The 16,341-nt window shown below is 69.3% G+C and carries 13 protein-coding genes; all 13 read right to left on the bottom strand.

The features are described 5' to 3' along the window. Positions 1 to 15: 15 nt before the first annotated feature. Complete coding sequence (locus GS424_RS05880) at positions 16 to 945, bottom strand: DegV family protein (RefSeq protein WP_160943008.1); 930 nt, start codon at positions 943 to 945, stop codon at positions 16 to 18. 57 nt (positions 946 to 1,002) lie between these two features. Continuing rightward, positions 1,003 to 1,905, bottom strand: coding sequence for a DegV family protein (locus GS424_RS05875; RefSeq protein WP_160943009.1), 903 nt, complete (start codon positions 1,903 to 1,905; stop codon positions 1,003 to 1,005). A 59-nt stretch (positions 1,906 to 1,964) separates the two neighbouring features. After that, positions 1,965 to 3,425, bottom strand: coding sequence for a nicotinate phosphoribosyltransferase (locus tag GS424_RS05870; RefSeq protein ID WP_160943010.1), 1,461 nt, complete (start codon positions 3,423 to 3,425; stop codon positions 1,965 to 1,967). A gap of 39 nt (positions 3,426 to 3,464) precedes the next feature. After that, positions 3,465 to 5,045 carry a PSP1 domain-containing protein gene (locus GS424_RS05865; protein ID WP_160943011.1) on the bottom strand — a complete coding sequence of 527 codons (1,581 nt, stop codon included), beginning with the start codon at positions 5,043 to 5,045 and terminating at the stop codon, positions 3,465 to 3,467. Next, entirely contained in the window at positions 5,023 to 6,174 is a 1,152-nt protein-coding gene (gene holB / locus GS424_RS05860) for a DNA polymerase III subunit delta' (RefSeq protein ID WP_160943012.1), read from the bottom strand. Before holB ends, GS424_RS05865 begins: the two co-directional genes overlap by 23 nt. 4 nt (positions 6,175 to 6,178) lie before the next feature. Next, a complete protein-coding gene (tmk, locus tag GS424_RS05855) occupies positions 6,179 to 6,910 on the bottom strand; it encodes a dTMP kinase (RefSeq protein ID WP_160943013.1) in 732 nt (243 codons plus the stop codon). Positions 6,911 to 6,947: 37 nt separating this feature from the next. Then, complete coding sequence (locus tag GS424_RS05850) at positions 6,948 to 7,493, bottom strand: fumarate hydratase C-terminal domain-containing protein (protein WP_160943014.1); 546 nt, start codon at positions 7,491 to 7,493, stop codon at positions 6,948 to 6,950. Beyond that, positions 7,480 to 8,529, bottom strand: a complete 1,050-nt coding sequence (locus GS424_RS05845) for a fumarate hydratase (RefSeq protein WP_244977686.1) — start codon at positions 8,527 to 8,529, stop codon at positions 7,480 to 7,482. Before GS424_RS05845 ends, GS424_RS05850 begins: the two co-directional genes overlap by 14 nt. Positions 8,530 to 8,686: 157 nt before the next feature. Beyond that, positions 8,687 to 9,868 (bottom strand): winged helix DNA-binding domain-containing protein, encoded by a 1,182-nt coding sequence (locus tag GS424_RS05840; RefSeq protein ID WP_244977685.1) that lies wholly within the window; start codon positions 9,866 to 9,868, stop codon positions 8,687 to 8,689. A gap of 4 nt (positions 9,869 to 9,872) precedes the next feature. Continuing rightward, entirely contained in the window at positions 9,873 to 10,667 is a 795-nt protein-coding gene (locus GS424_RS05835; RefSeq protein ID WP_160943015.1) for a nitroreductase family protein, read from the bottom strand. A 105-nt stretch (positions 10,668 to 10,772) separates the two neighbouring features. Further along, complete coding sequence (gene mdh, locus GS424_RS05830; protein WP_160943016.1) at positions 10,773 to 11,690, bottom strand: malate dehydrogenase; 918 nt, start codon at positions 11,688 to 11,690, stop codon at positions 10,773 to 10,775. Positions 11,691 to 11,811: 121 nt separating this feature from the next. Next, positions 11,812 to 14,319 carry a DNA topoisomerase I gene (locus GS424_RS05825; protein WP_160943017.1) on the bottom strand — a complete coding sequence of 836 codons (2,508 nt, stop codon included), beginning with the start codon at positions 14,317 to 14,319 and terminating at the stop codon, positions 11,812 to 11,814. A gap of 258 nt (positions 14,320 to 14,577) precedes the next feature. Further along, complete coding sequence (locus tag GS424_RS05820; RefSeq protein WP_244977722.1) at positions 14,578 to 15,957, bottom strand: response regulator transcription factor; 1,380 nt, start codon at positions 15,955 to 15,957, stop codon at positions 14,578 to 14,580. Positions 15,958 to 16,341 lie beyond the last annotated feature (384 nt).

The raw sequence follows: 16,341 nt of genomic DNA, 5'->3' as shown, positions 1-16,341 counted from the left end.
TCGCGCGCGTGCGGGCTATTCGCCGCCCTTGACCTTCTTCGCGATGCGGTCGGCAACCGACAGCTCCTCGCGCTTGTCGTTGCCCCAGAACACCACCGCGATCATGTCCGGCCCCACGTGGCTTCCGATGACCGGCCCGATGCTGCTCTCCAAGAACAGGATGCTGTCGTCGGTCTTGCCGAGCGCCTCCTGCAGGCGCGCGGCGTCCTTCGGGCAGTCGGCGTTGCCGATGACCACGCAGCGGCCCGGCCGCGAGTCGGCCTTGCGCTTGTTGTAGTAGTCGGCCAGCTGCTTGATGCCCTTCTTGCGCCCGCGCGCCACGCCCGCCAGCGACAGCTTGCCGTCGGTGGTGATGGTCAGCAGCGGCTTCACGTCCAGCTTGGAACCCGCGTACGCCACCGAGCTGGGGATGCGGCCGCCGCGTCGCAGCGCCTCGAGGTCGTCCACCATGAACTCGGCGTCCACGAAGTAGCGCGCCTCCTCGGCCCAGCGCGCCAGCTCGAGCGCCGTCATGCCGTTGTCGCGCTGGCGCAGCGCCTCGTACACCAGCAGCGCCTCGGCCACCGAGGCCAGGCACGTGTCCACGAGGTACAGCTCGGCGTCGGGATGCTCGGCCATCAGCTGGTCGTACACGAGCGCGGCCGCGTCGAAGCTGCCCGACAGCCCGCTCGAGAAGCTCAGGAACACGGTGGGCACGCCGCTTTCGATGGCGCGCTCGAACGCGTCGCGGAACACGGGCACGGGCACCTGCGCCGTGGTGGGCTCCTCGCCGTTGCGCATCGCCTGGTAGAAATCGTGCGCCGTCGACGCTTGGTACAGGTCGTCGACGTGCTCCCCGTCGCTCATGACGTAGGGGAACTTGATGAGCTCGACGCCTTCCCGATCAACGACCTCGTACGGCAGGTCGCAGCACGAATCGATGATGAGGTTGCACTGATGCTGCATAACGGTTCTCGCTTTCTGAGCGGTTTGCAAACGGTGTCTGACGATGGGCGCGGACGGCTAGGACGCGCAGGCGCGCGCCTGGGCCGGGCCGGAGAGCTTGCCCGCGAGGGCGTTGGCGCACTCGTAGGCGATGCCCACCGCCGGCCCCACGTGCAGGCCGATGACGGGGCTCACCGGCAGCACGCTCACCGAGCGCCCGATGAGCGGCTCGACGACCTCGCGCGCCCATTCGATGGCCGGCGTCTTGTCGCCGATGTAGTGCACCACGACGTGCTTGAGGCCGTGCTGCTCGATGTCGCTTTTGAACGTGGCCACGATCTTGTCGAGCGCCTTCTTGCGCGTGCGCACCTTCGCGAACGTCGTGGCCTTGCCGTCGCTCACCGTGAGCACGGGCGACAGCTGGATGAGGTTGCCCAGCAGCGCGGCCGCGTTGCCGATGCGCCCGCCCCGCTGCAGGAACGTGAGCGTCTCGGGCGTGAACAGGAAGCGGGTGGACGCGATGCCCTGGAGGGCGGCTGCGGCGCAGCCGGCGAGGTCCTCGCCCGCGTCGCGCGCGGCCACGGCGTCGAACACCGGCCACGCCTCGTCGTAGCCGCACGACGTGGAGTCCACGATGACGTAGGTGAAGTCGATGTTGCGCGCCTTCACGGCGCGGGCGGCGCGCACGGCGCCCTCGTAGGTTCCCGACAGCTCCGAGGAGATGAAGATGCCCAGCACCTCGTCGCCCGCGCGCGCCGCCTCTTCGAACAGGCTCTCCAGCACGAGCTGGGACGGCTGGCTGGACGTGGGGATGTCGTCCACCATGTCGTAGATGTCGGCGTAGAACGCATCGAGGTCCATGTCCGCATCGGCGTACTCGGTCCCCTCGCGGTTCACGAACAGGGTGACCACGTCGATGCCGGCCTCGCGCGCCACGTCGGCCGGAATGGAAGCGACCGAATCCGTAAGTATCTTGATCATGACATCCTTCCTTGACATGGGGCGCATGCGCCCTCGAACAAATCGCGTATCCTCGTACCCTACGCGATGCCCCGCAGCTTCACAACCAGATCGCGGCGACGCTCAAAAAGACCATATTCGAGGCCCACCGGGTAGGTGTGCGCGTTCAGCATGCGCTTCTGGCTCTCGTCGAGGGTGGCGAGCCCCGCCTGCGCGCGCTCGCGGGCGGCCCACGCGTCGCGCTCGGACGCGTCGAGCACCGTGCGCCCCTCGCGCGCGAGGGGCTTGAGCAGCGTCTCGGAGCACAGCCCCGCGAGGTTCTTCTGCCGCAGGTCGTCGGAAGGGTCCACGATGACCTCGCGCTTGCCGTCGCCCGGCGCGTTCACGTCGAACACCATGTCGCCGGCCAAGCGCCCGCTGCCGCAGTAGAAGTAACGGCGCACGTCCAGCACGCCGGGCGTGGTCAGCTTGGCGGCCGATTCGGATATCTTCAGGCGATCGGTCCACGCCGCATCGCCCGGGGCGCGCGTGGCCGACAGCTTGTACACGCCGCCCAGCGTGGGCTGGTCGTAGGCGCAGGCCAGCTTCGTACCCACGCCCCACGAGGTCACCTGCGCGCCCTCGTCGCGGATGGACTGGATGGTGAACTCGTCCAGGTCGTTCGACAGCACGATGCCGCAGTCGGTCAGGCCGGCCTCGTCCAGCATCGAGCGCGCCATGCGCGCGAGCCACGACAGGTCGCCCGAGTCGATGCGGATGCCGCTCAGGCGCTCACCGCGCTCGCGCATCTCGAGGCCCACGGTGATGGCGTTTCTGATGCCCTGCTCCACGTCGTAGGTGTCCACGAGCAGCACGCAGTTCTTAGGGAACGCCTCGGCGTAGGCGCGGAACGCCGTGAGCTCGTCGGGGAACGACATGACCCACGAGTGGGCGTGCGTGCCCGACACGGGCAGGTCGAACAGCTTGCCCGCCAGCACGTTGGAGGTGGAGGCGCAGCCGCCGACGATGGCCGCGCGGCTGGCCCACAGGCCGCCGCCCGCGCCCTGGGCGCGGCGCAGGCCGAACTCGGCCACGGGCGCCTGGGCGGCCAGGCACACGCGCGCCGCCTTCGTGGCGATGAGCGTCTCGAAGTTCACGCAGTTCAAAAGCGCCGTCTCGATGAGCTGGCAATCCATGATGGGACCGGTCACGCGCACGAGCGGCTCGTGCGGGAACACCACGGTGCCCTCGAGCACCGCGTCGATGTCCACGCGCAGCTCGAAGCTGCGCAGGTAGTCGAGGAATTCAGGCTTGAACAGCTTGCCGCCGCCGGGCGCGTCGAGCGAGGCGAGGTAGGCCACGTCGTCTTCGGAGAACGAGAACTCGTCCACGAGGTCGGCCAGCTGCGCCATGCCGCATGCGATGGCGTAGCCGCCCTTGAACGGGTAGTCGCGGAAGTACATGTGGAAGCAGGCCTGCGTGTCGCCTTGACCGGTCTCCCAATAGCCCTGCGCCATCGTGAGCTGGTACAGGTCCGTCAACAACGCGTAGTCGATCCTCATGATCGATGAGCCTCCTCGCAAACGTCGGGTATCCGTCGGTTATTCGCCGCTCGGCGCCGCGCCGCCCGCACCGGGCGCGCCTGCGCCCTCCGGGCCGCCGGCCTTGTGGCTGCGCCGGCGGGCGCGGCGATGCCCGCCGTCTCCCGTGCGATCGGCCTCGGGGCTCGGGGCGCCCGAGCGCTCGGGGCGGGGCGCCTTGTCCTGGCGCGACTGCTGGGGCTTCTGGCCCTGGCGCAGGCCCGAGGACTTCTGGCCGGGACGCTGCTTCGAGGGCTGCATGCCCTTCGGCCCCTGCTTCTTCGCACCCTCGCCGCCCTGGCGCTGGCCCTGCTGCTTCTTGCCGCCGCCGTTGCCGTTGTCGCCGTTGCCGCCCTGGCCCTGCCCCTGGCGGCGTTTCTGCTGCGGGCCGCCCTGGCCGCCCTTCGGCGCGCCGCCGCCCTGCTGCTTCTGCTTGCGCTTCTGCGCCTCGGCCGCCTCGGGGGCCGCGCCCTCGCCGCCGACCTTCGTCGAGCGCCTCCTGCGCGGCTTGCGCGCGCTCTGTCCCTGCGCGTCGGCCTGCTGCTTGCTGCCGCCGCCGTTCTTCTGGTTGCCGTTGCCGCCGCGCCCGCCGTTCGAGCCGCCGCCGTTGCGCGACTGCTTCTGCCCGCCGCGGCCCGTGCGGCGCACGGAGCCCGGATCGGCCAGCTTGTCCTGCCCGGTCAGCTGCGTGGTGGTGCTGAACAGCGCCGACTCGCTCGCGAACCCGATGGGGTCCTGCGTCGTGGCGTCCTGCCACGCCTCCTCGCCCACGCGGTTCGGGCGGTTCGAGCCCTCCTCGGGCGGGTCGAAGTCGGCCAGGGGCACCTTCACGGGTTTCTCGCCCATGATCTTGAGCGACACGATCTCGCGCGGCACGTCGAGGTCGACCACCTTCGCGGGGCCGTCGGGCGTCTCCACCGTGGCGTTCTGCTTCGGCGCGCGGCTCTTGAAGTCCTTGTACGCATCGAACTCGTAGCGCAGGCAGCACATGAGGCGGCCGCACACGCCCGAGATCTTCTGCGGGTTGAGCGAGAGGTCCTGCTCCTTGGCCATGCGGATGGACACGGGGCAGAACTCGCCGCCCAGGCGCTTGCAGCACAGCTCCTGGCCGCAATGCCCCAGGCCGCCCACCATGCGGGCCTCGTCGCGCACGCCGATCTGACGCATGTCGATGCGCACGTGGAAATGCGCGGCCAGCTTGCGCACGAGCTCGCGGAAGTCCACGCGCTCCTCGGCCTCGAAGTAGAAGATGGCCTTGTCGCCCTCGAACAGGTACTCCACCGACACGGGGTGCATGTCGCCGCTCGCCTCGGACGCCATCTCCTTGAAGACGGGCAGGGCCTCGCGCGCCTTGGCCTCCAGGTCGGCCGCACGGGCCTCGTCCTCGTCCGTCGCGATGCGCTTGACGGGCTTGAGCGGGCTTTTCAGCTTCTTGACCTGGGCTTCGTCGGCCTCGAACACGTCGTGGGCCGCACGGCCGAACTCGGTGCCGCGGGCGGTGGTCACGATCACGCCGTCGCCGGCGCGCACATCAAGATCCCCGGCGTCGAACCAGAGCGTCTTGGGGTTGTAGTACAGGTTAATCGGCGCTATGCGAACCATAGAGCACCTCTCTTATCTCGAACAGCATCGCGTCGATGCACGTTTCCGGTGATACATTATACGAGATCGCCTCGTCGCAGCGGCGCACGGCCTTGAGCGCGGCGGCGGCGCGCGCCTCGTCGGTCGCCTCGGCCGCCTCCATGATGGACGCGCGCGCGTCCACGTTGATCACGAGCTCGGGCGTCTCGGCGCACACGGCCATGACGTCGCGCAGCCACGAGCGCGCGATGGCCGTCAGCTGGCGCAGCGACTCGAAGGTCTTGGCCGTCAGCTGGCGCTTGTTGCGCGCCTCGATCTGGCGGATGGCCGACTTCGCGAGGAAGTCCGCGTTCTCGGCGAGGTCCTGCTCCTGCTCGGCGCGCGCCACGTCGAGCGGCGCCTTCACGAGCACCACGAAGTCGCTCGCGAACCCGATGGCGTCCCAATCGTCGGCTTTGCGCAGGTAGCCCAGCACTTCCAGCACGCGGGCGCGGAACGCCAGGCGCTCGTTGGACTTCAGGAACTCCACGGCGCGCGTGATGGAGCCGTCGCAGGCCTCGACGGCCATGCGCGCCTGCTCGCGCGACGCGCCCGTGTTCTGCACGATGATGCCGGCCGCCTCGCTTGCCGGGATGGTGCGGAACGGCACCACCTGGCAGCGCGACAGGATGGTGGGCAGCACGCTCTCGCGCGTGCGCGCGAGCAGGATGAGCACCACGTCGGACGGCGGCTCCTCGAGCGTTTTGAGGAACGCGTTGGCGGCCTGGACGCCCAGCAGGTCCACGCGGTCGAGGATGTAGACCTTCTTGTGCGCCTGGATGGGCGCGAGCGACGTGTCGGACACGATGTCGCGGATCTGCTCGACCAGGTAGCCGCCCGCGCCCTCGGGCGCGAAGTAGCGCACGTCGGGATGCTTCTTGCGCATGATGCGGCGGCAGGCGTCGCACGCGCCGCAGTTGCCGCCGCGCGGGCCGGAGGCGCCCTTCGGGCACAGCACGGCCTGCGCGAACGCGTAGGCGGCCATCGTCTTGTTCGACCCGGCCGGGCCGGTGAACAGGTAGGCGTGGCTCACCTTGTCCTGCGCGACCGTGGCGCGCAGGAACTCGCGCACCTGCGGTTGGCCGAGGATGTTCTCGAACGCGTCGGCCACGGCGTTACGCCTCCACCTGCGAGCGCTTCACGTCGAGGCGCTCGAAGAAGGCGGGGTCGGCGGCGATCTGCGCCATCCAGGGGAACAGGTCGGCCAGCTCGGCGAACACCGCGGCGGCCGTCGCGGACTTGCTGCCGTCGGAGACGACCACGCGCACGCGCTCGGGATCGCAGCGCGCGATCTCCACGAACGCCTCGTTCACGCGGGCGTGGAACTGCTCGCCCGCCTGCTCGAGGCGGTCGGCACCGCCCCGATGCGTCGCGCGCACGAGGCCCACGTTCGCCGCGCCGCCCGTCGTCATGAGGATGGTGCGGTCGGGATGCACGCCCTGACAGGCGAACTCGTTGACGCGGTCGACGAACATGCGCGGCAAGCCCCGCCCGCAGGCCTGGTAGGCCACCGTCGAATCGGTGAAGCGATCGCACAGCACCACGGCGCCCCGTTCGAGCGCGGGCGCGATGACCTGCGCCACCAGCTGCGCGCGGGCGGCTTCGTAGATGAGCAGCTCGGCCTCGTCGGACAGGCCGTCGTTCGCCGGGTCGAGCACGACGGCGCGCAGCTGCTCGCCCACCTCGGTGCCGCCGGGCTCGCGCAGGCACAGCACCTCGCGGCCGTGCGCGCGCAGCGCCTCGGACAGGAAGCGGATATGCGTCGTCTTGCCGGCTCCCTCGCCGCCTTCGAACGTGATGAAGATGCCGCGCAGGGCATCGGTCGTATCTGAAAAATCCTGTGTCACGGGTATGGCGTTCCTTTTCTTCTGAAGCGGCCGGGGCTTACACCAGGTCGTACACGTCGCAGCCTCGGACGTCGACGCCGACGAACGCGGGGAACTCCACGACCTCGATGCGACGGAGCGCCTCGGTTCCCAGATCGTCGTACGCCACCGTCTCCGATGATGCCACGCACTTCGCCAGATAGGCCGCGGCCCCGCCGCATGCCACGAAATAAACGGAACCCGTGGCACGGCACGCCTCGCGCACCTCGGCGGAGCGGCGGCCCTTCCCCACCGTTGCCGCGATGCCCGCGCGATGCAGCGCCGGCGCGGCGAAGTCCATGCGGCTGGCCGTGGTGGGGCCCACCGCGCCGAACGGCCGGCCGGCGGCCGCGGGCGTGGGGCCCGCGTAGAAGATGGCCTGGCCCTCCAAGCCGTAGGGCAGCTCTCCGCCCGCGGCCTCGAGCTCGGCCATGAGGCGCACGTGCCCCGCGTCGCGCAGCGTGTACAGCGGCCCGGTGAGCAGGCAGGCGTCGCCCGCTTCGAGCGTCGCAAGCCGCGCGCGGTCGAACGGCAGCGTCAAGCGGATGGGTTCATCGCCCGCCATAGCGCACCCCCTCGGCCTCAACATGGGCGCAGGCGGGGGTTCGCGCTCCGGCCTCATGGGAGATGCGATCAACCTGCGTCTCCTCCCCCTGGGCGCGGGCGGCGACGTCCCGGTCGCACGCCGCGTTCCGCGCCGACAGAGGGGACTCGCCGGTCGCTAAGGAGAATGGCCCGCAGCCCGCCCCCTCGCGCAAATCGACCGTGATCCGCCGCATGGCCGAGCAGCCCATGTTGATGGCCAGCGGCAACGCCGCGATGTGGCACGGCGCGGTGGCGACGCGCACGGCGAGCGCCGTCGTGCGGCCGCCGAGGCCGCCGGGGCCCAAGCCCGTGGCGTTCACGGCATCGAGCAGCTCCTCCTCGAGCGCGCGCAGCTGCGGATCGGTCGCTGGCTCGTCCACGGGCCGCATGAGCGCCCGCTTCGCGAGGCCGGCCACCTTGTCGAACGTGGCGCCGATGCCGACGCCCACCACGAGCGGCGGGCAGGCGTTCGCGGCCTTCTCGCGCACGCAGCGCACGAGCTCGTCCACGATGCCCTGCTTGCCGGCGCCCGGCACGAGCATGACCACGCGGCTCGCGTTGTCCGAGCCGCCGCCCTTCAGCATGAGGTGCAGCCGCGCCGCGCCCGGCTCGTCCACGGGGTGGATGTCGCAGAACGCGGGCGTGTTGTCGCCCGTGTTCGCGCGGTCGAAGACGGCGTCGCGCACCACCGACGTGCGCAGGCGCGCCTCGGCGTAGGCGCGGGCCACCGCGTCGTCCACGTCGGCGAACACGTCGCCGCGCACGGCCACGTCGGGCCCGATCTCGAGGCTCGCCCACACGGTGCCGGTGTCTTGGCACAGGGGCACGCCGTCCTCGGCGGCTATCGCCGCGTTCGTCAGCAGCTGGTCGAGCACGGCCGCGCCGCGCGGGTTGTCCTCAACCGCGCGCGCGGCGACGAGACCGGCCTCGATATCGGCCGGCAGCACGCAGGCAAGCTGCGGGATGGCCGCGTACACCGCGTCCGCGACCTGTGATTTCGTGATGATCGTATCCATAACGGAAGATTATACCGCAAGCGGGGGCGCTTGACCCGCCCGTTGGGACATGCTTTCCCTTGGCGCGGGCGCGCTCGACGTTCCGTTCCGAAGGCGCACGTTCGCCCCGAGCACACGCCTGGAGGCCGTTTTGCGTGTGTTTGGGGCGAACGTGCGCTCAGAACGTCACGCCCAGCAGCGGCTGCTCTCGGAAGGCGGCGTATTCTTCGGCGAGGGAGCGCAACCCGGCTTCGGGGCAGTCGTCCCACAGCGCGAAGGCGACCGTCATGCCCCGCGCCTGCTTCCTGCTCGTCCACGTGCCCACCACCTCGCCGTCGCGCACGACGGCGCCCGGGTTCGCCACCGTCTTCCAGATGCGCCGCTGCAAGACCGGGTCGGCCTGCAGGGTGGCGCGGTCGCGCTGGTCGAGGTACGGGTCGTGGGCGGCGAGCAGCAGCAGGTCGCGCTCCGGCGGCTCCACGGCCGCAAGCGCATCGCGGTCGGCCGCCAGCACCCAGGCTCGCCTGCCGTCGAACGTCACCGGCTCCAGCTCCTCCGCGATGCTTCCCCACATGCGCCGCGCCTGCGCGCCCGAGCAGCCGAGCTGCTTCGCGAGCGCGTCGGGTCCCGTCGGGCCGTAGCAGTGCGCGAACGTGCGCACGAGACGCTCCACCGCATCGTCGGCGGGCTCCAGCGCATGTCCCAGCCAGCGCCGGTACGAGGTGAACGTGGGCGCAGCGCCGTCGCGCCCGCCGAACACAACGAGGCCGAGGAACGCGCAGGGACGCAGCAGGAACGAGATCGCCGCCCCGCCCACCGTCTGCTTGTCGGGGCTGCCGTACATCGACGGCGCGCGCCATGCCGCGCGCTTGCCGGCGCCCAGCAGGGGCTCCACCTCGTCCGCCAGCACCTGGTCGAGCGCCACCTTGCCGGTAATCGACCCCTCGTCGAGCCGCGGCATCGCGCGCATCGCCAGATCCAGCGCCTCGTCGAACCCCAGGCCCAGCGCGTCGAGGGCGAGCCCGATGCCCTTCGTGTATATCCACGGCTCGCCATCGCGCGGCACGAGCGCCGACAGGAACGCGGCGCTCTCCGACGCGGGGAACACCAGGGGCGCGCCGCGCATGCTCCAGGCCTGCACGAGCGACTTCTCGACGCACAGCAAGCGCTCGGCGTCCTCTGCGCGACAAGCCGGCGCGCGGTTGAACAGGGCCGCCTCCCAGGCGCCCGGCGGCGAGTTCTGCATCCCGCACGCGCCCGCCAGCGCCACGGCGTCCTCGAGCGCGTACGCGCGATCGAGGTGATGCGCGCGCAGCCGGAACCGACGCACCTGCTCGACGCCGACCTCCCCCATGGCCATGGGGCTATTTCACCACGAAGTCGCCCGGCAGGCGCGGCGCCGTGCGCGGGAACGACACGGCCGGGTAGCCCAGCAGCATGCACACCTGCAGCGGTCTGTCCTCCGCCTCGAGGAACGCTTTCGCCGCGGGCAGCTCTTCGGCTGCGCGGCACAGATAGCCGTTGTACAGCACGCCGAGGCCGAGCGAGGCGGCCACCAGCTCCATGTTCTGCGCGGCGAGCCCCGCGTCGTCGGCGCGCTCGGCGGCCACGAACACCGCCGCCGGCGCGTTGCGGAAGAGGAAGTCGACGGGCTCGTCGGCGAACCGGCCGCGGCTGAACGGCTTGTACAGCTTCGCCCAGCGCGGCTTGTCGGCAGGCGGCAGCGCCAGCAAGCCGTCGATCCCGTCCCACACGATGCCCTTGAACTCGTCGAGCGCGTCCTGCACCACGACGAAACGGCATCCCTGGGCGTTCTTGGCCGTGGCCGTGTAGCGCCCCGCCTGCAGCACGAGCTCGAGCGCCGCGCGCTCCACGGGGCGCGGCCGGTAATCGCGCACGCTGCGGCGCGACTTGATGGCGCGCAGCAGCGTCGCCGCGTCGAGCGTCGCGCTCGCGGGCGCGCTGGGCTCCACGTCGGCCATGTCGTAGCTCGGGATGGACACCGCCTCCGTCGGGCAGACGGCCACGCAGTGCCCGCACAGGATGCAGCGTCCCTTCACGCGCGCCACGCCGTCCTCCACCAGCAGGTTCGTTCCCACGCAGTCCCGAACGCACTTCCCGCACCCGATGCACCGCCCCGCATCGATATCGATCAACATGCACACCTCTCTCGAAAAACGGAAGCGCCCTGCTCGGGCGCTTCACCACTCGCTTGGCGCGGCCTCAGGCTCGCGAACCGGAGAACGCCGCGCCATGAGGGATGCCTACAGGTTCGCCAACCCCGCGCGGACGCTGTCGGCGCTGGCGCGCAGGGCGGCCAGCTCGTCGTCGTTCAGGTCGAATTCCACGACCTCCTCGACCCCGTTCTTGCCGAGGCGCACCGGAACGTTCATGTAGAGGTCCTCGATGCCGTACTGGCCGTCGATGTGCGCGCACACGCTCATGACCTCGTGCGAGTCGGTGAGGATGGCCTCCACCATCTTCGCGATGGACGCGCCGGGCGCGTAGTAGGCGCTGCCGGTCTTGAGGAAGGCCACCACTTCGGCGCCGCCCTTCACGCAGCGCTGCACCACGCCGGCCACCGCCGCTTCGTCCATGAGCTCGGTGATGGGCGTGCCGTCGACCGTGGTGAAGCGCGGCCAGCACACCATGCCCTCGCCGTGCGCGCCCACGGCCCAAGCCGTCACCGCGGCCGGCGGGCAGCCCAGCTGCTCGCACACCGCGAACGCGAGGCGCGAGGAGTCCAGCACGCCGCCCATGCCCATGAGGCGGTTCGCCGGCAGGCCGGATTCGCGGAACGCCAGCGTGGTCATGACGTCGAGGGGGTTCGTCACGCAGATGAACACGGCGTTCGGGGACGCCTCCATGGCGGCGCCGATAACCGACTTCATGATGCCGGCGTTCACGCCGAGCAGGTCCTCGCGCGTCATGCCGGGCTTGCGGGCGATGCCGGCGGTGATGACCACCACGTCGGAGTCGCGCGTGTCGGCGTAGTCGTTCGTGCCGGTCACCTTGACCGTGAACTGCTCGACGCTGCGCATGTGCATCATGTCGAGCGCCTTGCCCTGGGGCAGGCCCTCGGCCACGTCGATGAGCACGACGTCGGCCAGGTTCTTCGATGCGATGATGTGGGCCGCGGTCGCGCCGACGTTGCCCGCTCCGACGATGGTTACTTTAGGCATAGGGTTTCGCTCCTCGTTCGTTGATCGTACTTCGCATGATTGTACCGCTGCGAGGCCCGCTTCGTTTTCGCGGCGGGCCTCGCAGCCGGCATCTTCATGCTTTTGTCGTTTTTCGACCGCGTTACTTCTTCGCGGGGGCTTTCTTGGCCGGCGCCTTCTTCGCCGCGGGCTTCTTCGCCGCAGCTCCCTTGGCGTCCTTCGCGTCCTCCTTCTGCTCCTTGCCGGGGCAGTCGAAGTTCGGGCAGAGCTTCCAGGGGCCGCGCGCCGTGGTGACGATCACCATAGGCGCGCCGCAGTGCTCGCACACCTCCTCGGTGGCCGTGAGCGCGCCGTACTGGGGCAGCGGATAGCCCGTGCCGCAGTCGTCGTAGTTCTCGCAGCGGATGAAGCGCTTGAGCGTGCGCGGGTTCTTCTGCGCGATCAGCTTCGCCGCGATGCCCTTCTCCTTGCACGCCGGGCACTCGCCCACCACCACGTCGGGCTCCTTGTTCGTGGCGCAGTGCGGGTCGATGCAGATGGTGCGCGGCTTGGATCGGAACGCGGTCACCTTCACCTGGGGCATGCCGCACGTGGGGCACGGCTCGGGGACTGCCTCCACCTTGCCCTTCGGCAGCGGGTAGGTCACGTCGCAGTCGGGCCAGCCGGAGCAGCCGATGAACATGCTGCGCGTCTTCTGCGAGGCGCGCAGCTGCAGGTCCTTGCCGCACTTCGGGCACGGGCCCACGTAGGCGTCGGCGGCCACGGCGTCGGCGAGGGCCTCCTTGACCTCCTCGGAATGCGGCAGCAGGCTGGCCAGCTGCTCGGACAGGAGGTTGCGGCTCGTGTTCACCACGTCGGTCTTCGTCTTCTGGCCCTCGGCGATGTTGTCCATTTCCTCTTCGAGCTCGGCCGTCATCTCGGGATGCGTGATGTGCGGCGCGAACTTGTCGAGGGCGTCGCACACGGCCATGCCCAGCTGGCTGGGCTCGATGGGGTCGTTCACGCAGTACTTCACCGCGTACAAGCGCTCGATGATGGAGTGGCGCGTGGACTTCGTGCCGAGGCCCAGCTTCTCCATCTCCTGGATGAGCTTGCCCTGGCTGTAGCGCGCGGGCGGCTCGGTCTGCTTCTTCGTGCAGGTGGCGCCGCCGAACGCGATCGTCTCGCCCTCGGACAGCGCGGGCAGCTGCTCGTCCTTCTTGAGGCCGTAGGGGTAGATGGCGCGGTAACCCGGCTTCACCAGCACGTCGCCCTTCGCCACGAACGGCTCGGCGTTCACGTCGAGGGTGACCTTCGTACCCTCGATGACGGCCGCCTCGGACAGCGTCGCCAGGAAGCGTCGCGCGATGAGGTTGTACAGCTTGTAGTCGGCGGGCGCCAGGTCGTCGGGCGTGGCCTTGGCGGTCGGGTAGATGGGCGGGTGGTCCGTCGTCTCCTTCTTGCCGCGCGTGGCCGTCAGCTTGCCCTTCTCCAGCAGCTCCTTGCAGTACGGGGCGTAGGCGGGATTGCCGGAGATGGCCTTCACCGTGTCCGCGAGGTCGAGCGAGCTCGGGTACACGGTGTTGTCCACGCGGGGGTAGGAGATGTAGCCGTCCATGTACAGGCTCTCGGCGATGCGCATGGTGCGCGCGGGGCTCAGGCCCTCGGCCGACGCCGCCGCCATGAGCGACGTGGTGTTGAACGGCGCGGGCGGCTGCACCGTGCGCTTCTTCTTCTCGACGGACGACACCGTGGCGCTCGTCGCGCCTTCGACGTGGGCCATGACGGCCTGCGCCTCGGCCTCGGCCTTGAAGCGCGCGGTGGCGTGCGGGGCCTCGAACGCGTCGGGGTCGGTGCCGAACGCGCCGCGGATCACCCAGTAGTCCTCGGGGATGAACGCGAGGCGCTCGCGCTCGCGCGCCACGATGAGGGCGAGCGTGGGCGTTTGCACGCGGCCCGACGAGCGCACGTTGCCGTAGCCGGCGAACTTCACGAGCGTCAGGTAGCGCGTGAGCACCGCACCCCAGATGAGGTCGATGTCCTGGCGCGAGGCGCCGGCGGAAGCGAGGTTCGTGTCGAGCTCGACGAGGTTGTCGAACGCGTGCGTGATCTCCTCTTTCGTGAACGCCGAGTAGCGGGCGCGCGTCACGGGAGCCGTGGGGTTCACTTCCTGGATGCAGCTGAGCGCGTCGGAGCCGATGAGCTCGCCCTCGCGGTCGAAGTCGGTCGCGATGATGACCGAGTCGGCCTTCTTCGCGAGGTTCTTCAACGAGCGGATGATCTCCTTCTCCTTGGGCAGCTTGTTGATGGGCGCGTACACGAGGTACGGCAGCGCGTCCATCTTCCAGGTTTTCAGCTCCACGCCGTCCTCGGTGAAGGGCTTCTTCTTTTTGAACGGGGGCTTCGGCAGCGTCGCGGGCAGCTCCGCCGGGAGCGTCTCTCCCTCCTCGGTGACGCCTTGCCAGCCGCCGCGCTTCTTGTACACCATCGTCGGCGCGAAATCGGGTTCCAGGATGTGGCCGCGCAGGCCGATGGTCACCCATTCCTCCCCGTCGACGTCGAAGCGGTACACCGGCGTCGAGTACACCTTGTCCGCCTTGGGTTTCTTGACGCCGAGCAAATCGGCGATCTTCTGAGCCGCGTCGTTCTTCTCGGTTACCACCAGCTTCACGCGGTTCCCTCCTGTTCTGTTCCGGCCGCCTCCCGCAGCCTGTCATTCACACGGTTGCCCCACCTATTTATTAACGTGTGCGGGGATGGGCGCGCCGTCAAGCGCGCGTGCGCCGCGCCGTCCGGGCGCAGCAGGTGTTAGCATACACGATTTCGCGCGCAGAGGGCGAAAAATTGAAGAAACCGTATGGCGACGGCGAGCGATCGAGCGGAGCCCGACGGTCGCCCGCCCGCGATGGCGCAAAGCCCCGCGAACCGCCTACGAGGACAACCTGATGGGAAACTCGGCACGCGCGACATCGAGCAGCTCTTGCTGCGAATGGACGTCCATTTTCGCGAAGGCGTTTTTGATGTGCGTGTTCACCGTGTTGAGCGAGATGAACAACGCGTCGCGAATGTACGGGCGATTTCGGCCCGCCAGCAGATGCGCCACTATCTCCTCTTCGCGCGGGGAGAGCTTGTACGCCCCGGCCATTCGGTGCGCCTGCTCGCGCAACGCGGCATCGATCAGATCGGGCGCGTCCTCGTCGGTCGAAATCGACGGGAACGCCATCGGCGGCGAGAGCGGCTCGCCTTCCGTTCCGAAGCGCCTCGCTCGCTCTTCAAGCGCCATGACGCATGCTACGAGGATGCACGCCACGAACGGCAACGAAAGCCATAGCTCCGAATTCCCAACCGAGGCGACCAGCGCCAACCCGAGCCCTTCCCCCACCGCCATGCCGATCCCCAGCCCCACCAAGTAACACGAGAAGAAAAACGGCCCGCTCCCGGAACGCCGATGCGCCGCCTTCGCGAGGAGCAACCAGAAAAAGGCCTGCAAGATGGTCGATGCCACGGAGTTCGCCATAATGGCCCCCTGGTGCCCGATCCCCCCATCCACCGGGACGAGGGCGAACGCGAGCAGCAGAACCGGCAGCATCCAACGCGTCACCAGCGACGAGCTCAAGCAACGCGCCGACGTCAGCGCGAGCACCACGAACACCCCGAACACCACCGTAGGCACCAAAAGCGCCGACAGGAAGTACCAGGCCCCTTGGGTTGCCGGCCCATCGGCGACCACGCGCACCACACCGTATCCGATGCGAAAAACCAGCAGCACCGCCGTGGCCGCGACGACCCCGCGCACACGCAGCAAAGGCTGGTCGCACGCACGCGCGCTCAAAGCACGGAAGCGAGACGGCGACACCGCCGATTCCGGGCATTCCCCGGACGGGCGGCGCAGGAACACCGTCGAAGCCAGCGGCAGCAGCACCAGCAGGGCAAGCGCGGCATCGGGCGGCAGCACGACCAGCAACGCGAACAGCACGCGCGCGACGATGAACGACATGGGAACTGAAAATTCGATCATCGCGTCGTCCTCGTCGGCAATGCGACTCCCCCACACGACGGTCAGCAGAGAGAAGCCCGCGGCGACGGGCACGACGCACAGCACGACGACGAGAGGCTCTACCTGGCCCGCTCGCGAGCACCAGGCCACCAGCAAGCTGCCCGCCCCGCAAAGCAGCGCCGCCGTGGGAGCCGCCCACGAACGCGACCGGAGTGCGCGCGGAGGACGCAGGCCGAACGCCAAGCAACCCGCAATGCCCAGCAACCCGGACAGCAGCATCGACGCGATCCACGGATACTCGGCATCGAGCACGCCGTTCAAACCGCCCCATACCATGGAAGAATAGAACGCACCGTAAATCCAAGCCATGAAGAACGACAGCCCGAACGGGCCCCTGCCGTAGGCTCTCACCAAAGCGCCGATGCTGTCGGATCCCAGCTTCATCATGCATGATTCCTTACGTCGCACCAGGTCAACAGGGGCCATCACCAGGTTGTGGCGAGGGCGCGCCGTCACGCTGCCCCCTCGATTTCACCACGACGCAGCGATGGCGAGCACTGTTGCTGCCGATTATAACAGGGGCGGAGCCGACGCAGAGGGGACGCACCGTGCCACGCACGCCGTCCCGGCAATCGAGCGGGAGGCAAAGCGTCGAAAGCGTCGGATCCCACCGCAAGAAGCAGAAACGAAACCAAG

This window comes from Eggerthella guodeyinii, assembly GCF_009834925.2.
Classification (GTDB): Bacteria; Actinomycetota; Coriobacteriia; order Coriobacteriales; family Eggerthellaceae; genus Eggerthella; species Eggerthella guodeyinii.
Note: the sequence above shows the minus strand (reverse complement) of the source record. Positions and strands in the feature narration are given on the sequence as shown.